The organism is Xanthobacter flavus, from assembly GCF_017875275.1.
Lineage (GTDB): Bacteria > Pseudomonadota > Alphaproteobacteria > Rhizobiales > Xanthobacteraceae > Xanthobacter > Xanthobacter flavus_A.
This window is the reverse complement of record NZ_JAGGML010000001.1, coordinates 4,058,858-4,073,087: the sequence shown is the minus strand read 5'-3', so window position 1 is coordinate 4,073,087 and position 14,230 is coordinate 4,058,858. Positions and strand designations below refer to the sequence as shown.

At 68.1% G+C, this 14,230-nt stretch carries 11 protein-coding genes; 3 read left to right on the top strand and 8 right to left on the bottom strand.

Features of this window, described 5'->3' with window-relative positions:
• Positions 1-24 precede the first annotated feature (24 nt).
• From J2126_RS19290 to J2126_RS19255, 8 genes are all read right to left on the bottom strand, one after another.
• Complete coding sequence (locus J2126_RS19290; RefSeq protein WP_209488477.1) at positions 25-810, bottom strand: crotonase/enoyl-CoA hydratase family protein; 786 nt, start codon at positions 808-810, stop codon at positions 25-27.
• 52 nt (positions 811-862) lie between these two features.
• Positions 863-3,019, bottom strand: a complete 2,157-nt coding sequence (locus J2126_RS19285; RefSeq protein ID WP_209488476.1) for an acetate--CoA ligase family protein — start codon at positions 3,017-3,019, stop codon at positions 863-865.
• Positions 3,020-3,252: 233 nt separating this feature from the next.
• A complete protein-coding gene (locus tag J2126_RS19280) occupies positions 3,253-4,659 on the bottom strand; it encodes an amidase family protein (RefSeq protein WP_209488475.1) in 1,407 nt (468 codons plus the stop codon).
• Positions 4,660-4,783: 124 nt separating this feature from the next.
• Entirely contained in the window at positions 4,784-5,479 is a 696-nt protein-coding gene (locus J2126_RS19275; RefSeq protein ID WP_209488474.1) for a cyclase family protein, read from the bottom strand.
• A 41-nt stretch (positions 5,480-5,520) separates the two neighbouring features.
• A complete protein-coding gene (locus J2126_RS19270; protein WP_432445353.1) occupies positions 5,521-6,228 on the bottom strand; it encodes an ABC transporter ATP-binding protein in 708 nt (235 codons plus the stop codon).
• 65 nt (positions 6,229-6,293) lie between these two features.
• The gene (locus tag J2126_RS19265; protein ID WP_209488472.1) at positions 6,294-8,102 is read right to left on the bottom strand and encodes a branched-chain amino acid ABC transporter ATP-binding protein/permease; all 1,809 of its coding nucleotides are present in this window, start codon (positions 8,100-8,102) and stop codon (positions 6,294-6,296) included.
• Positions 8,099-8,974 (bottom strand): branched-chain amino acid ABC transporter permease, encoded by an 876-nt coding sequence (locus J2126_RS19260; protein ID WP_209488471.1) that lies wholly within the window; start codon positions 8,972-8,974, stop codon positions 8,099-8,101. The genes J2126_RS19265 and J2126_RS19260 overlap by 4 nt, the downstream gene beginning before the upstream one ends.
• A 114-nt stretch (positions 8,975-9,088) precedes the next feature.
• On the bottom strand, positions 9,089-10,291 hold the full coding sequence (locus J2126_RS19255) for an ABC transporter substrate-binding protein (RefSeq protein WP_209488470.1): 1,203 nt from the start codon (positions 10,289-10,291) through the stop codon (positions 9,089-9,091).
• 297 nt (positions 10,292-10,588) lie between these two features.
• Here J2126_RS19255 and J2126_RS19250 point away from each other — a divergent pair, with 297 nt between their 5' ends.
• Genes J2126_RS19250 through J2126_RS19240 form a run of 3 tightly spaced genes read left to right on the top strand, consistent with a single transcriptional unit; the run spans position 10,589 to position 13,979 of the window.
• The gene (locus J2126_RS19250) at positions 10,589-11,536 is read left to right on the top strand and encodes a LysR family transcriptional regulator (protein WP_209488469.1); all 948 of its coding nucleotides are present in this window, start codon (positions 10,589-10,591) and stop codon (positions 11,534-11,536) included.
• Positions 11,537-11,559: 23 nt separating this feature from the next.
• Complete coding sequence (locus J2126_RS19245) at positions 11,560-12,801, top strand: amidohydrolase family protein (RefSeq protein ID WP_209488468.1); 1,242 nt, start codon at positions 11,560-11,562, stop codon at positions 12,799-12,801.
• Positions 12,798-13,979, top strand: a complete 1,182-nt coding sequence (locus tag J2126_RS19240) for an amidase (RefSeq protein ID WP_209488467.1) — start codon at positions 12,798-12,800, stop codon at positions 13,977-13,979. Before J2126_RS19245 ends, J2126_RS19240 begins: the two co-directional genes overlap by 4 nt.
• Positions 13,980-14,230: the final 251 nt, after the last annotated feature.

Sequence of the window (14,230 nt, the reverse complement as noted above, 5' to 3'; positions counted from 1 at the left end):
ATTTTATTTGTCTTTGGCTTGGGTCTACTCGGGCCGGGCCAAGGCCGGCGCGCGCTTTTCCAGAAAGTCTTCGAGGCGCTTGAGGGCCTCGGGCGGCCGCGTCATGGACGTGTTGAGATATTCCATGAACAGCCCGTCGTCATGCGACAGGTCGTTGATGCGCGGCAGGACGTTGGTGATCATCCAGTTGGTCTGGGGCACGTTGGAGGCGATCACCCGCGCCAGCGCCTTCGCCTTGGCGAACGCTTCACCGGCCGGCACCACATATTGCGCGAGGCCGCAGCGGCTACCCTCCTCGGCGGTGAGGAGGCGCCCGGTCAGCATCATGTCGGCCATCATGGGATAGCCGATGATGCGCTGGGTGCGCACGCTGCCGCCGCCACCCACGAAGATGCCGCGCTGGCCTTCCGGCAGGCCGAAGAAGGTGGTCTCGTCGGCCACACGGATGTGAGCCGCGGAGGCAAGCTCCAGCCCGCCGCCGATGGTGGCGCCATGGAGCGCGCAGACCACCGGGAAGTTGCCCCGCGCAAGCAGGTCGAACGTGGAATGCCACAGATGGCGCGGCCTGCGCTTGCGGGGCGCCTGCCCCTCGGGCGTGAGACGCTTCGACAGTTCGGCGAGATCGAGCCCGGCCGAGAAGTTCTGCCCGTGGCCGAAGAGCACGGCGGCGTCGATCTTGTCACCGGCGTCGTTCAGCACGTCGCGCAGCTCCATCAGCAGCGCGTCATTCATGGCATTGCGCTTGTCCGGCCGGTTGAGGCCGATCAGCGCGATATTGTCCTCGACCTCGTAGGTCACGAGCGCGGGCATGGCAGGCTCCGATACGTGTGCGTTACTGTCGCTGTGTTGGCCGCCGGACGGCTCAGCTGCCGGTGCTGACGATCAGGGCATCGAGGGCGACGGCACCTCGGCCGCGCTCGTAGACCATGAGCGGATTGATCTCGACGTCGGTGATCTCGGGCGTCGCCTGCAGCAGGCGGCCGATCGCCACCGCCACGTCGGCTGCGGCTTCCACGTCCACCGGCGGCAGGTTGCGGAAGCCGTAGAGCATCTTGGACGCCTTCAGCCGGCCGAACTCGGCGACGAACTCCGCGCGGCTGGCATCGGCCGCCACAAGGCGCACGTCGCCCAGAGCCTCCACCATGATGCCGCCGAGGCCGATGAGCACCACCGGCCCCCAGCGCGGATCACGCCGGCCGCCCACCACCAGTTCCAGCCCCTTGGCGGACATCTTCTCCACCAGCACCCCGTCCAGCACGAGGCCGGGCTGGGCGCGGGCGATGTTCGCGTTGAGCGTGGACCAGGCGGCGGCGAGCGCATCGGCATCGGCGAGGTTGAGGATGACGCCGCCCGCTTCCGTCTTGTGGGCCAGCGCGCCCGCCTGCGCCTTGATGACGACCGGGTAGCCGATGCCTTCCGCTGCCGAGAGCGCCTCGTCGAGGGTGCGCACAAGACGGCCGCCGGGAATGCGGATGCCCTCTGCTTCGAGCACGCTCTTGCCGAGCCACTCCGGCAGCGTACCCTTGGGCAGCGTGCCCTTGGGCAGGTCGCGAAGCGGCGTGGACGACCGTGTGGCAGGTGCCGGCGTCGTCACGTCCGGCTGCCGGACGATCCGCGCCAGCGCCTTCAGGACGCGATCGGAGGAGCGCGAGACGATCACCTTGCCGGCGCGGGCGATCTCGACGAATTCCGGCGGCAGGGGCAGCTGGTCGCCGAGCATGGCCATGGCCACGGGCTTCACGCTGTCGCCCCGCGCCTTCACCACCTGCTCCACATAGGCCTTGGCGTGGGCTGGCGAGACGATGGGAATGGAAATGGCGACGGCCCCGATGGCCGGCTCCTTGAGCAAAGCGGCGACGCCCGCGCCGACCAGCTCCGGCCGCCACACGGCCTCGGTGCCGAGATCGATGGGATTCTTGGGCGAGATGAACGCCGGCAGCAGGGACTTCAGCTCGCTTTCGGTGGCCGCAGAGAGGGCTGGGATCTCCACCCCGATATCGGCGCAGAAATCGTGCGCGATGCCGCAGAAGGCGCCGGAGAAGGTGAGGATGCCGAGGCCGCCGCGGGACGGCGCCGGATAGCGCGAGAGAACCTCCGCCACATCCATGAATTCGTCGAGTGTCTCGACCAGATGGACGCCGGCGCGCTCCACCATGGCCTTCATCACGGCATAGTCGCCCGCCAGCGCGCCGGTGTGCGACTTGGCCGCCTCCTGCGCCCGGGGGCTGCGGCCGGGAAACAGCATCACCAGCGGCTTGCCCACGGCGTGGGCGCGGGCGGCGGCGGCGAGGAACAGGTCCGGCCGCCGGATGTCCTCGGCATAGATCATGATGACGCGCGTCGCCGCATCGTCCACCAGATGGTCGACGAAATCGCCGAGGCCGAGGTCCATCTCGTTGCCGGTGGAGATGTTGTAGGCCACCGCGACGCCGCGGGAATTCAGTCCGTGGCGCAGGTGGTTGGCGAGGCCGCCGGACTGGGACACGATGGCGACGGCATCGCGCGTGCCCTCCGGCATCGCCGGCACCTTGTTCACACCCACGAAGGTGATGCTGAAGCCGGCTGCGTAATTGGTGAAGCCGAGGCAGTTGGGGCCGACCACCACCATGCCCCCGGCGCGCACCCGGGCGCCGATCCGCTCCTGCTCCCGCCGCCCTTCCTCGCCCGTTTCGGCGAAGCCCGAGGCGAAGACGATCGCCGCGCCGACATCCCGCGCCATGCAGGCGTCCAACGTCGCCTCGACGCTCGACGCGGGCACGGTGAGCACCGCGAGGTCCACCCCTGCCGGCAGTTCGGCCATGTCGGTGAGCACGGTGAGGCCGTCGATGACGCCCGGGGTGCGCCCCACGAGGTGGATGGCACCGGGAAAACCGTTCTCGCGCAGGTTCCTCAGCACGATGTGCCCGGCCGACTGGGGCTTGGAGGACATGCCGACGATGGCCACCGACTTCGCGTTGAGCAGACGATCGAGACCTTTGGTGCGCTTCGCGTCCGTCGCCGGGATGAACGGCATGTTCATGGTTTCCTCCGTCTTCGGACCGTTCGCGGGGACCGAACGCTCCGGCTGCGTGGCTGCTTCTGCAGTTCTGGAGGTTTGGGTATCAGCCGGCGGGAGGCGGGAAAAGCGCGCATTGACTGCCCGCGCCGTTCCAAAATTGAGACAATGCGCGGTCAGGCGAGCGGAGGCGCGCCACGGCGCCTCGGCCGCGCGCGGACATGCAATTGCGACGTTCGAGGTCGGCGCGGCGCGCCTCAGGCCGTGGTCGGCGGGCGGTTGTAGCCGGCGGGCTGGGCGCGCTCGAAGGCGGCTGCCGCCCGCACCACATCGTCCTCGCAACAGGAGCGGCCGACGATCTGGAGGCCGATGGGCATGCCCTCAGGCGACAGGCCGGCGCACACCGCTCCGGCGGGCTGGCCGGTGAGGTTGAACGGATAGGTGTAGAACACCCAGGACACGAGGTTGCGATCCTCAAGCCCCTCCGGCAGGTTCCGCCCGGCCTCCAGCGCGCTTACCGGCAGCACCGGGGAAATCAGCAGGTCATAGCGCTCGAAGAACAGGCGCATCTTCTCGCGCAAAGCGTAGCGGGCGAAGACGCTGGCGTAATAGCTCTTCATCTCCTGGCCGAGGGCCGGCATCAGGATGTCCGCAACGGCTGGATCCAGAAGCTCGCGCCGGTTCTCCAGCACATCGCGCAGGCGGGTGCCGACGCCGGCGTAGAATTCGGCCGTCCACAGATCGGCGGGGTCGGTGTCGAACACCGCATCCACCTGCTCCACATGGCAGCCCAGCGCCTCGAAGGTGCGGGCGGCCTGATCCGTGGCGGCGAGCACCTCGGGCGCGGGGCGGGCGTAGCCGAAGGTGGGGCTGTAGGCGACGCGCATGCCGGCCACGGAGGCGTGCGCCGCGCCCATCACGTCCGGCACCGGGCCGGCGACGGCGAACGGATCGCGCCGGTCGTACCCCGCCACGGCGGAGAAGAGCAGCGCCGCATCAGCCATGGAGCGGGCGATGGGGCCCACATGGGCCAGCGTCGGCGTCGCCGAGGTGGGCCATACGGGCACGCGGCCGAACTGGCCCTTCAGGCCGGAAAGCCCGCTGAAGGCGCAGGGAATGCGGATGGAACCGCCGCCGTCGGTGCCCAGCGCGAACGGGGTGATGCCCGCCGCCACGGAGGCCGCCGCGCCCGCGCTGGAGCCGCCCGGCGTCATGGCGAGGTTCCACGGGTTGCGGGTGATGCCGGTGAGCGGGCTGTCGCCGATGGGCTTGCAGCCGAATTCGCTGGTGGTGGTCTTGCCGATGAGGATGCCGCCCTGCGCCTTCGCCCGCTCCACCGCGGGGGCGTCCACCTCGGCGATATTGCCGGCCATGGCGCGGGAGCCGGAGGCATAAGGCACGCCCTTCACCGCCATCAGGTCCTTGGCGGAAAACGGCAGGCCGTGGATGAGGCCGAGCGGCGCGCCTTTCATCACCGCATCCTCGGCGACATGGGCGGCGGCCATGGCCTCCTCCTCATGGATGAGGAAGAAGGCATTGAGGGTGGGCTGGGTGGCGATGGCGCGATCGAGCGCGCGGCGCGTCAGCTCCACCGGCGAGACCTCCCGCCGGGCCACCAGCGTGCGCAGGGCAAGAGCGCTCAGGGTGTCGAACTCGTCGGACATGAGGCGGCTCCGGCGCATGCTGGATTTTGAGTGGATTGCAACGAGAGCGCTGCTGGACGGCCGGCAGTGACCATCCAGCAGCCCCATACGTCTCGGTCAGGGCAGAAGAGACGTATTCGCGAGTTCAGTCGAGGATGGCGAAGGCGCGCACCGGCGAGCCGGAGCCGCCCTTGAACTTCAGCGGCACGCCGAAGAACTGGAACTCGCCCTTGCCCACCAACTCCTCCAGATTCACCAGCCATTCCCAGTGGCTCATGCCAAGGTCGCGGCACAGGCGGTGCTGGGCGAAGATGTTGTCGGAGGGCTTGTCTGTGGAAGGACCTTCCACGCCCTGCATTTTCGAGCCGCGGTCATACAGCCACTTGGTGGCTTCCGCCGTGAGGAGCGGATTCTTCCATACGGAATCCAGGCTCGGATAGTTGCGGTTGTGGAAGCCCGTGCACAGCAGCACGATGTGCCCGTCCACCTTCACGCCGGCGGCTGCCTCGGCCTTCTCCATATCCTCGACGTTGATCTCCCCGAGGTCGGGGATGTGGCGCAGGTCGAAGCACACGGCCTTGCCCATGAACATCTCTAGCGGCATCTCGTCGATGGCAGCGCCGTCGGGCTTCACATGGCGGAAGGCATCCACGTGGGTGCCCACATGGTCGAGCATGGCGATGAAATTCGTCTGAAAGGTCATGGCATCGCCGGGCACGCCGAGGCCCAGCGCCTTCGAGCTTTCGTGGCTCATGTGAGTTGTGATCACCGGCCGCTGAAACAGCTTGTGGGCGGGCATGTTGTCTTCGATGAGCAGGCTGAGGTCGACGATTCTGGACATGGGGGCTCCTTGGACTGGATCGACTTGCAAAAAGATGAAGCTCAGGCCGCCGGTTTCTTGCGGCCGAGGAAGGCTTCCATCACCTCGGGATCGCGAGCGAGCACCTGGCTCGGCCCTTCCCGCGCGACGCGGCCGTTGGCAATGACATAGGCATGGTCGGCGATGGCCAGCGCGTAGGAGGCCAACTGCTCCACCAGCAGGATGGTGAGGCCAGCCTTGTTGAGCGAAGAGAGCACGCCCATGAGCTGGTCGACGATGCGGGGCGCGAGGCCGAGCGAAAGTTCGTCGATGATGAGCAGCTCGGGCTCGGCCATCAGCCCGCGCGCGATGGCCAGCATCTGCTGCTCGCCGCCGGACATGGAGCCGGCCTGCTGGCCGAGGCGCTCCTTCAGCCGCGGGAACAGCTCCAGCACCTTGTCGCGGGTCTGCTTCGCCCGCGCGCCCTTCAGTCCGCCATGGACATAGGCGCCGAGGATCAGATTGTCCTCCACGCTCTGGTCGGGGAAGATCAGCCGGCCTTCCGGCACCATGACGAGGCCCTGCCCCACCTTGGTGTTCGCGCTCATGCGGGTGGTGTCGGCGCCGCGAAACAGTACCTTGCCGCCGGAGGGCGCGACGAGGCCGGTCGCGCCCTTCACCATGGACGACTTGCCGGCCCCGTTGTTGCCGATGACCGCCACCAATTGGCCGCGCTTCACCTTGAGGGAAATGTCGCGCACCGCCACCGCCGCGCCGTAGCGCAGTTCCATGGACTGGATGTCGAGCAGCACGTCCGCGGCGTCGGTCTTGGGAGGGGTGCCGGTCTTGGGAGGGGTCATGCCGTCACCTCGGCGGGGGTGGCGTGGTCGAGGGAGGTGCCGAAATAGGCCTCGATGACGCGCGGGTTCTCCTGCACCACGGCGGGCGTGTCGCTGGCGATCACCTGGCCGTAATCCAGCACGGTCACCGTGTCGGCCACTGCCATGATGAGTTCCACGTGGTGCTCGATGAGCAGCACCGAGACTCCCAGCGCCGCGATCCGTCGGATCATGGCTTCCAGCTCGTCGATCTCCTGGGTGGTGAGCCCGGCGGCAGGCTCGTCCAGCAGCAGCACGCGAGGCCGGGGGGCCAGCGCGCGGGCGATCTCGAGGCGGCGCTGGAGGCCGAACGGCAGGAAGCGGGCCTCCTCGTTGGCGTAGTCCTCAAGCCCCACGAACGCGAGCAGACCGATGGCGGCGCGACGGCATTCCTCGTCCTGCCGCCGCATCGCACCGGTGCGCAGCACGGCGGCGAGAAGCCCGTAGCCGAGGCGCTGCTGATAGCCCACCATCACGTTTTCCAGCACGGTCATCTCACCGAACAGCTCGGTGTTCTGGAAGGTGCGGGAGAGGCCGGCGCGGGCGATCTCGTGGGAAGCCTTGCCGGCGAGCTGGATGCCGTCCAGCTCGAAGGCGCCCTCGCTCGGCTGGTAGAAGCCGGAGATGGTGTTGACGAAGGTGGACTTGCCGGCGCCGTTCGGCCCGATGAGGGCATGCACCTCGCCCGGCTTCACCCGCAGCGAGGCTTTCGCCAGCGCCGTGAGCCCGCCGAAGCGCACGGTGAGGTCGCGCGCCACCAGCTCGGCTTTCTGCGCGCGGGGATCGAGGCGCAGCGTGTCCTCGGCCGGTAGGCCTTCGGAGGCGGGCACCGCGCGGGGCACCGGGACCAGCCGCTTCAGGCCGGCGGCGAGCGAACCCATGATGCCCCGCGGCATCACGAACATGACGATGAGCAGCAGCGCGCCATAGGCGAACTTCTGCCACACCGCGAATTCCTGCAGATACTCCGGCAGATAGGTGAGGATATAGGCGCCCAGCACCGGCCCGAAGGTGGAGGCCGCCCCGCCCAGGATCACCATGAGCAGGAAGCGCACGCTGTCCGAGAAGGTGAAGATGTCGGGCGAGATGTAGGAATTGAGGAAGGCGTAGAAGGTGCCCGCGAGGCCCGCCGTCACCGCCGCCGCCACGAAGGCGAGCGTGCGCATGGAGGTAGCGTCGACGCCCAGCGCCCGCGCGGCGATCTCGCTCTGCGACACCGCCAGCATGGCCCGGCCGTAGCGCGAGACCTTGAGATTGTGCGCGGCCGCCGTGGCGAGGAACAGCACCGCCGCGAGCACGCCGTAGAAGGCATAGCCCGAGAGCCGCACCCCGAACGCATTCGGGGAGGGAATGGACGTGATGCCGGTGGTGCCCCCCGTGAGCGACTGCCACTCGATGGCGACATTCTCCACGATGAGGCCGAAGGCGATGGTGACCACCGCGAGATAGACGCCGCGCACCCGCACCGTCGGATAGGCGAGGAGCACGCCGAACACGGCCGCCACCAGCGCGGCGACGATGCTCGCCGAGATCATGTCGAAGCCCAGTCGCGTCGCCACGATGGCGCCGGTATAGGAGCCGAGGGCAAACAGGCCCGCCTGCCCGAGGGAGACCAGGCCGGTGAGCCCCACCAGCACGTTCAGGCCCACGGCGATGATGCCGTAGATCAGGAACAGCATGAACAGGCGCAGCTCATACTCGTTGCCGGCGGTGAGTGGCACGGCCACGAGGAGGGCGAGGAACGCCCCGAAGCCCAGGAGGGTGAGATGGCGGACGAGGTGTCTCATACCTTCATCACCTCCCGCTTGCCGAACAGGCCCTGGGGGAAGACCAGCAGAGTGAGGATCATGAGGGAGAAGCCGATGATCTCGCGCGCGGCGGTGGAGATGTAGCCCTCGACGAACTTCTCCATCACTCCGTAGACGAGGCCGGTGATGACCACCCCCGGTGCCGAGGTGATGCCGCCGATGATGGCAACGGCGAAGCCCTTCAGGCCCGGCAGCACACCCATGGCGGCGGAGGCCTGCACCACCGGGGCTACCAGCACGCCAGCCGCCGCGCCCAGAAGCCCGGCGAGGGCGAAGGAGAAGGCGACGACCGCATTTACATTGATGCCCATGAGGGCGGCTGCGTTCTTGTTGTGGGCCACCGCCCGCATGGCGCGGCCGAGGAGGGTGTGGCGCTGGAGCGCCCGCAGGCCCAGCATGGCCACGACAGCCACCAGCGGGATCACCAGTTCCTGCGGATAGATGCCGGCGCCGAGGATGTGCACGGAGGAGTTGACGCCCGGCGAGGGCAGCGGCCGGGCATAGCCCTGGGTCTGGATGGTGGCGAAGCTCTCCACCATGATGCCCACCGCGATGGTGGTGAGCATCCAGCCCACCGAGCCCTGCTGCGACAGGAAGGGGCGCACCGCGATGCGCTCCAGCACCAGCCCGAACAGCGCGCCGACAGCCACCGCCAGGAGGCAGGCGAGGCCCAGCGGCAGGCCGGCCGCCAGCAGGTAGACGGCCAGCAAGCCGCCGATCATCAGCGTGTCGCCATGGGCGAAGTTAACGGCCTTGGCGGATGACCACATGATGTGGAAGCCGAGCGCCACCAGGGCATAGATGCCGCCCATGGCAAGGCCGGACAGGATGTATTGCACCACTGTGGTCATTGCAGGCGACCTGTCGGTGTGAGGCGAGCCCGGCCGTGGCCGGTCGCGGCGAGAAATTGCGGCAAGGGGAGAAGGAAGCGGGAGGCGGCGAGGGAAACCGCCTCCCGCGCGGGCTCACTTGTCGTAGGGCGAGCCCTTGAGGGGGATGAGCTTGCCGTCGTGCCAGACGGTCAGCAGGTAGTATTGCGGCAGGATGGCGTCCTGGCGCTCGGGATTGGCCTTGTCGAAGGCCGGCTTGTAGGGGGCGACGAGGCCGTCGCGGCTCACCTGGTAGAGGGCCTGCTGCACCTTCTTCCAGTCATACGAGCCGGCAATCTTGATGGCATCGGCCAGCACGTAGACCGCATCATAGGAATTCGCGATGCCGGAGGGCGCCTTGATGTCCTTCGGGTCCTTGACGCCCGTCTTGGCCTCGATGGCGGCGAGCAGCTTCTTGCCCGTGTCGCTCTGCGGGGTCAGGAAGGAATAGGTCTGCATCACCCGCACGCCGTTGGCGAGCGGCCCGGCCAATTCGCCGAGATTGCCGGAGATGCCCCAGGCGCCGATGATGGGCGGCTTCCAGCCCGCCTTGTCCATGGACCGCAGGATCTGGTTCGCCTCGCGGTCGAGGGACCACACCATGACCACGTCCGCCCCGGCGTCGCGGGCGCGGATCACCTGGGGCGACATGTCCTGGTCGTTCCAGTTGAAGGTCTCGGCTGCGGCGAGTTCCTTGCCCTTGGCGGCGAGCGCGGCCTTCACGTCCGGCAGGGCGCCGTTGCCCCAGCCGGTGTTCTCGTAGAAGAACGCCACCTTGCCGGTCTTGGACACCTTCAGCGCCTCGTCCACCAGGAAGCGGGCGACCCACTTGTCCTTGGCGGAAACGCGGAACATGAAGTTGGGATCGCGCCCGTTCTCGATCGCCTTGGTGTTGGCGGCCCACACGCCCATGTAGGGAATGCCGATCTCGTGCACCGGGTCCACCTGCGCCAAGGCGACGGTGGAATGGAAGCCGCCAAGCACGGCGATGCACTTGTCCGCCAGCGCGATGCGGCGGGTATTGTCGACGCCGCGCGGCGGCGCGCCGGCATCGTCATACTGGATCAGGCGCAGCTTCTTGCCGAGCACGCCGCCGGCGGCGTTGATCTCCTCGATGGCGATCTCCGCGCCCAGCTTGATGGCGAGGCCGGAGAAGGCGGCCGGGCCGGTGACGGCGGCGGAATTGCCGATACAGGGTTCCTGATCGGCCAGCGCCGGGGTGGCCGAAAGGCCGGTGCAAAGGCCAAACGCCACCGTGGCGGCCAGAAGCTGGCCGCGCAAAATGCTCTGGGGAGGCATGTCTGTTTCTCCTGCCGTGTACAGGACGCGCCGGGCATCACCGCCCGAAAATCATCTGCGAGCCAAAGCTGATATAGGCCCAGCCTCAGGACAAAGATTATTTTCCGATCGTAGCTATAGGCTGCTCCTATGGGATGAGATAATAGGCCGAAGTGAGCTCCGGATGATGCGATCAACCCATTGATTATGATTGATTTATATGATTTCTACGCTCATAGTTTAGGCATATGACTATTTATCATGCAATTTGACAATCGCTTTTAAGCAATGCCATTTCATCGCATGCAAAGGTGAGCCATGGACTTTCGTCAGCTCAAATACTTCGTCCAGATTGCAGAAAGCGGGAACTTCTCCCGCGCGGCGGAGGTATTGCGCATTGCTCAGCCTTCGCTGAGCCAGCAGATGAAGAATCTGGAGGAAGAGCTGGGCGTGGAGCTGCTCATGCGCCATGCCCGCGGCGTCACGCCCTCCGAGCTCGGACAGCAGTTCTACGACCACGCCCGCCGCATCCTGGAGGAGGTGGACCGGGTGAAGGACCAGGTCCGCTCCAAGTCGCTCAATCCCTCGGGCCGCGTGTCGGTGGGGCTGCCCACCTCGGCCTGCCGCGGTCTCGGCCTGCCGCTGATCACGGCCATGGCCGAGCAGCAGCCCAACATCGCCCTCCATGTGGTGGAGGCCATGACCGGCTATCTCGACGATCTCCTCCAGGCCGGCCGGCTGGACGTGGCCCTCCTCTATGACCACAAGGCGTTCGAGCACGTGGCCTGGACCGAGATGATGGTCGAGGACCTCATGCTGTTCGCGGCGCCGGATCATCCCCTGGCTGCGAAAGGCTCAGTCGCGTTCCGCGACATGTTCGCGTGGCCCATCGTTCTGCCCGGCGCGCCCAATGTGATGCGCACGGTGATCGAGCAGTTCGCCGCCCGCAACGACGTGGAGCCCGTCGCCATGGCCTGCGACAGCCTGCCCACCATCGCGCGCCTCGTGCGCTCGGGCCGCGCGCTGGGCGTGATGCCTCACTTCGCCTTCATGGACGAGATGGCGCGCGGCGAGATGGTCGCCGTCGCCATCGTCGATCCCACGCCATCCTGGCGCCTGTCCGTCGTCGTCTCCCAGCGCAGCATGAACCCGCGCGGCTCGGAGGCGGTGGCGAAGGTGATGGCCAACGTCATCGCCGGAATGGTCGAAGCCGGAAGCTGGCGCGCCAAGCTCAAGGGCGAGAAGGCCCGCGCCACCGCGAAATAACCCTGCCAGCCGTCGAGAGCCCCATGGATCTGATCGTCAAGAACGCCCGCCTCCCGGATGCGCCGGACCAGACCGTCGATATCGCCGTCACCGCCGGCCGCATCGAGGCCATCGCGCCCGACATCCTGGCCGACGCGGAGGTGGTGGACGCCGGGGGATGCCTCGTCGCGCCCGGCTTCGTGGAAACCCACATCCACCTGGACAAATCCTGCATCCTCGATCGCTGCGCCTCCCGCCGTGGGGACCTTGAGGAGGCCATCGCCGAGGTGGCCCGCGCCAAGAAGGATTTCACCCCGCAGGATGTCTACGACCGGGGCCGGCGCACCATCGAGAAGGCCGTCGCCCAGGGCACCACCCACATGCGCACCCATCTGGAGGTGGACCCCGGCATCGGCCTGCGCGGGTTCGAGGGGGTGATGCAACTGGTGGCGGATTTCCGCTGGGCCATCGACATCGAGGTCTGCGTGTTCCCGCAGGAGGGCCTCACCAACAATCCCGGCACCGAGGACCTGATGGTGGAGGCGCTTCGGCGCGGCGCGAAGGCGGTGGGCGCGGCGCCCTACACGGACACCGACCCCCATGGCCAGATCGACCGGGTGTTCGCGATGGCCCGCGATTTCGACGTGGACATCGACATGCACCTCGATTTCGGCGCCGATCCGACCGCGCTTGATCTCGATTATGTCTGCACGCTCACGGAGCGGTTCGGCTGGGGCGGGCGGGTAGCCATCGGCCATGTGACCAAGCTCGCCTATGTGGAGCCGGAGCGGCTCGCCGAGATCGCGGGCCGCATGCGCGATGCCGGCGTCGCGCTCACCGTGCTGCCCTCCACCGATCTGTTCCTCATGGGCCGGGACCGCACCTTCGCCAAGACGCGCGGCGTCACCCCGGCCCACGAGTTGCTGAAGCACGGGGTGAACTGCTCGCTCTCCACCAACAATGTGCTGAACCCGTTCACCCCGTTCGGCGATTGCTCGCAATTGCGGATGGCGAACCTCAACGCCAACATCTGCCACGTCGGCTCGGCCCACGACATGACCGAGTGCTTCAACATGGTGACGCGCCGCCCGGCCCGCCTGATGAACCTTCCCGACTACGGGCTCGAAGCCGGCAAGGCGGCGGATTTCGTCATCATCGACAGCCCCTCCCCGCGCGCTGCGGTGGCCGAGCTGTCCCCGGTGCTCGCGGCCTTCAAGGGTGGCCGGCGCACCCTGACGCGGGAGCGGGCGAAGCTGCACTTTCCCGGCTGCGGATGCGGGCAATGAGCGGGGCCGATGCCCTCGGCGCCTTCATCCCCGGCCCGCGCCTCACCCGACCCGGCGCGCCCTCCGGCCCCCTCGCCGGCCTCACCTTCGCGCTGAAGGACGTGATGGACGTGGCCGGCACGTCCACCGGCAACGGTCACCCCGACTGGCTGGCGACCCACCCGCCCGCGCCGCGCTCCGCCGTCGCGGTCGAGCGCCTTCTGGAGGCGGGGGCAAGTCTTGACGGCAAGACCATCGCCGACGAGCTGTGCTACTCGCTCACCGGCGAGAACGTGCATTACGGCACGCCGCTCAATCCGGCGGCGCCCAACCGCGTGCCGGGCGGCTCCTCCAGCGGCTCCGCCTCCGCCACGGCGGGCGGCGTGGTGGACTTCGCCATCGGCACCGATTGCGGCGGCTCCGTGCGGGTGCCGGCGAGCTATTGCGGCCTGTTCGGAATGCGCCCCAGCCATGGGCGCATCCCGCTCGATGGTATCGCCCCGTTCGCCCCCAGCTTCGATTGCGTGGGCTGGTTCGCCCGCGACGCTGCTCTTCTGGAGCGCGTGGGCCGCGTGCTGATGGCCGATGCCGCGCCCGCCCCGCCCATCACCCGCCTGCTCGCGCCGCGCGAGGCATTCGCCCTCTTGTCCCCCGAAGCGGCCGCCGCCCTTGGCCCCGCGCTGCGGCTGGCGCAGGACACGATCGCGCCTTGTGAGGACATCGCGCTTGCGCCCGAAGGTCTGGACGCGTGGTCCGCGACCTTCCGTACCTTGCAGGCGGCCGAGATCTGGACCTCCGTGGGACCCTGGATCGAGCGGGTGCGGCCGGCCTTTGGCCCGGGCGTGAAGGAACGGTTCGATGCCGCCTGCGCCATCGCCCCCGCAGCGGTCGCGGCCGCCGCGGCCCATCGCACCGCCATCCGTACTCGGCTCGGCGAATTGCTGCGCCCCGGCACAGCCTTCCTCCTGCCCACGGTGCCGCGCCCCGCGCCTTTGCGCGGCATGGCCACCGCCGAGGTGGAGGTCACCACCCGTCATCTGGCCATGAACCTTTTGTGCATCGCCGGCCTCGGCGGCCTGCCTCAAGTGTCGATGCCGCTGGCGCTTCTCGACGGTGCGCCGTTCGGCCTCTCGCTGGTGGGGCCGGCGGGCAGCGACACCGCCCTGCTGCGCGCCGCCGTGGCGATGGAAGGGCCCTGACCCCCGCGGACCAAGGGCATTTTGTGCCCCGAAGACGCACACATTCACGTCAACACCATCGGCCCGCCGGCAAGCACTGCCAGGCGCTTCCAGCCGCCTTGCGGCGTCTCGGATCTTGCAACGCCGGTCGGCCTCGGCCGGACGCGGCGCGCGCCCGGCCGGCCTGCATTCGGGTGACTGCCCCCTTGCGGAGGGCCGCGCGATCCGATAGCCCTACTAAAAAGCATATAAAACTTACTCACGAGTTTTGC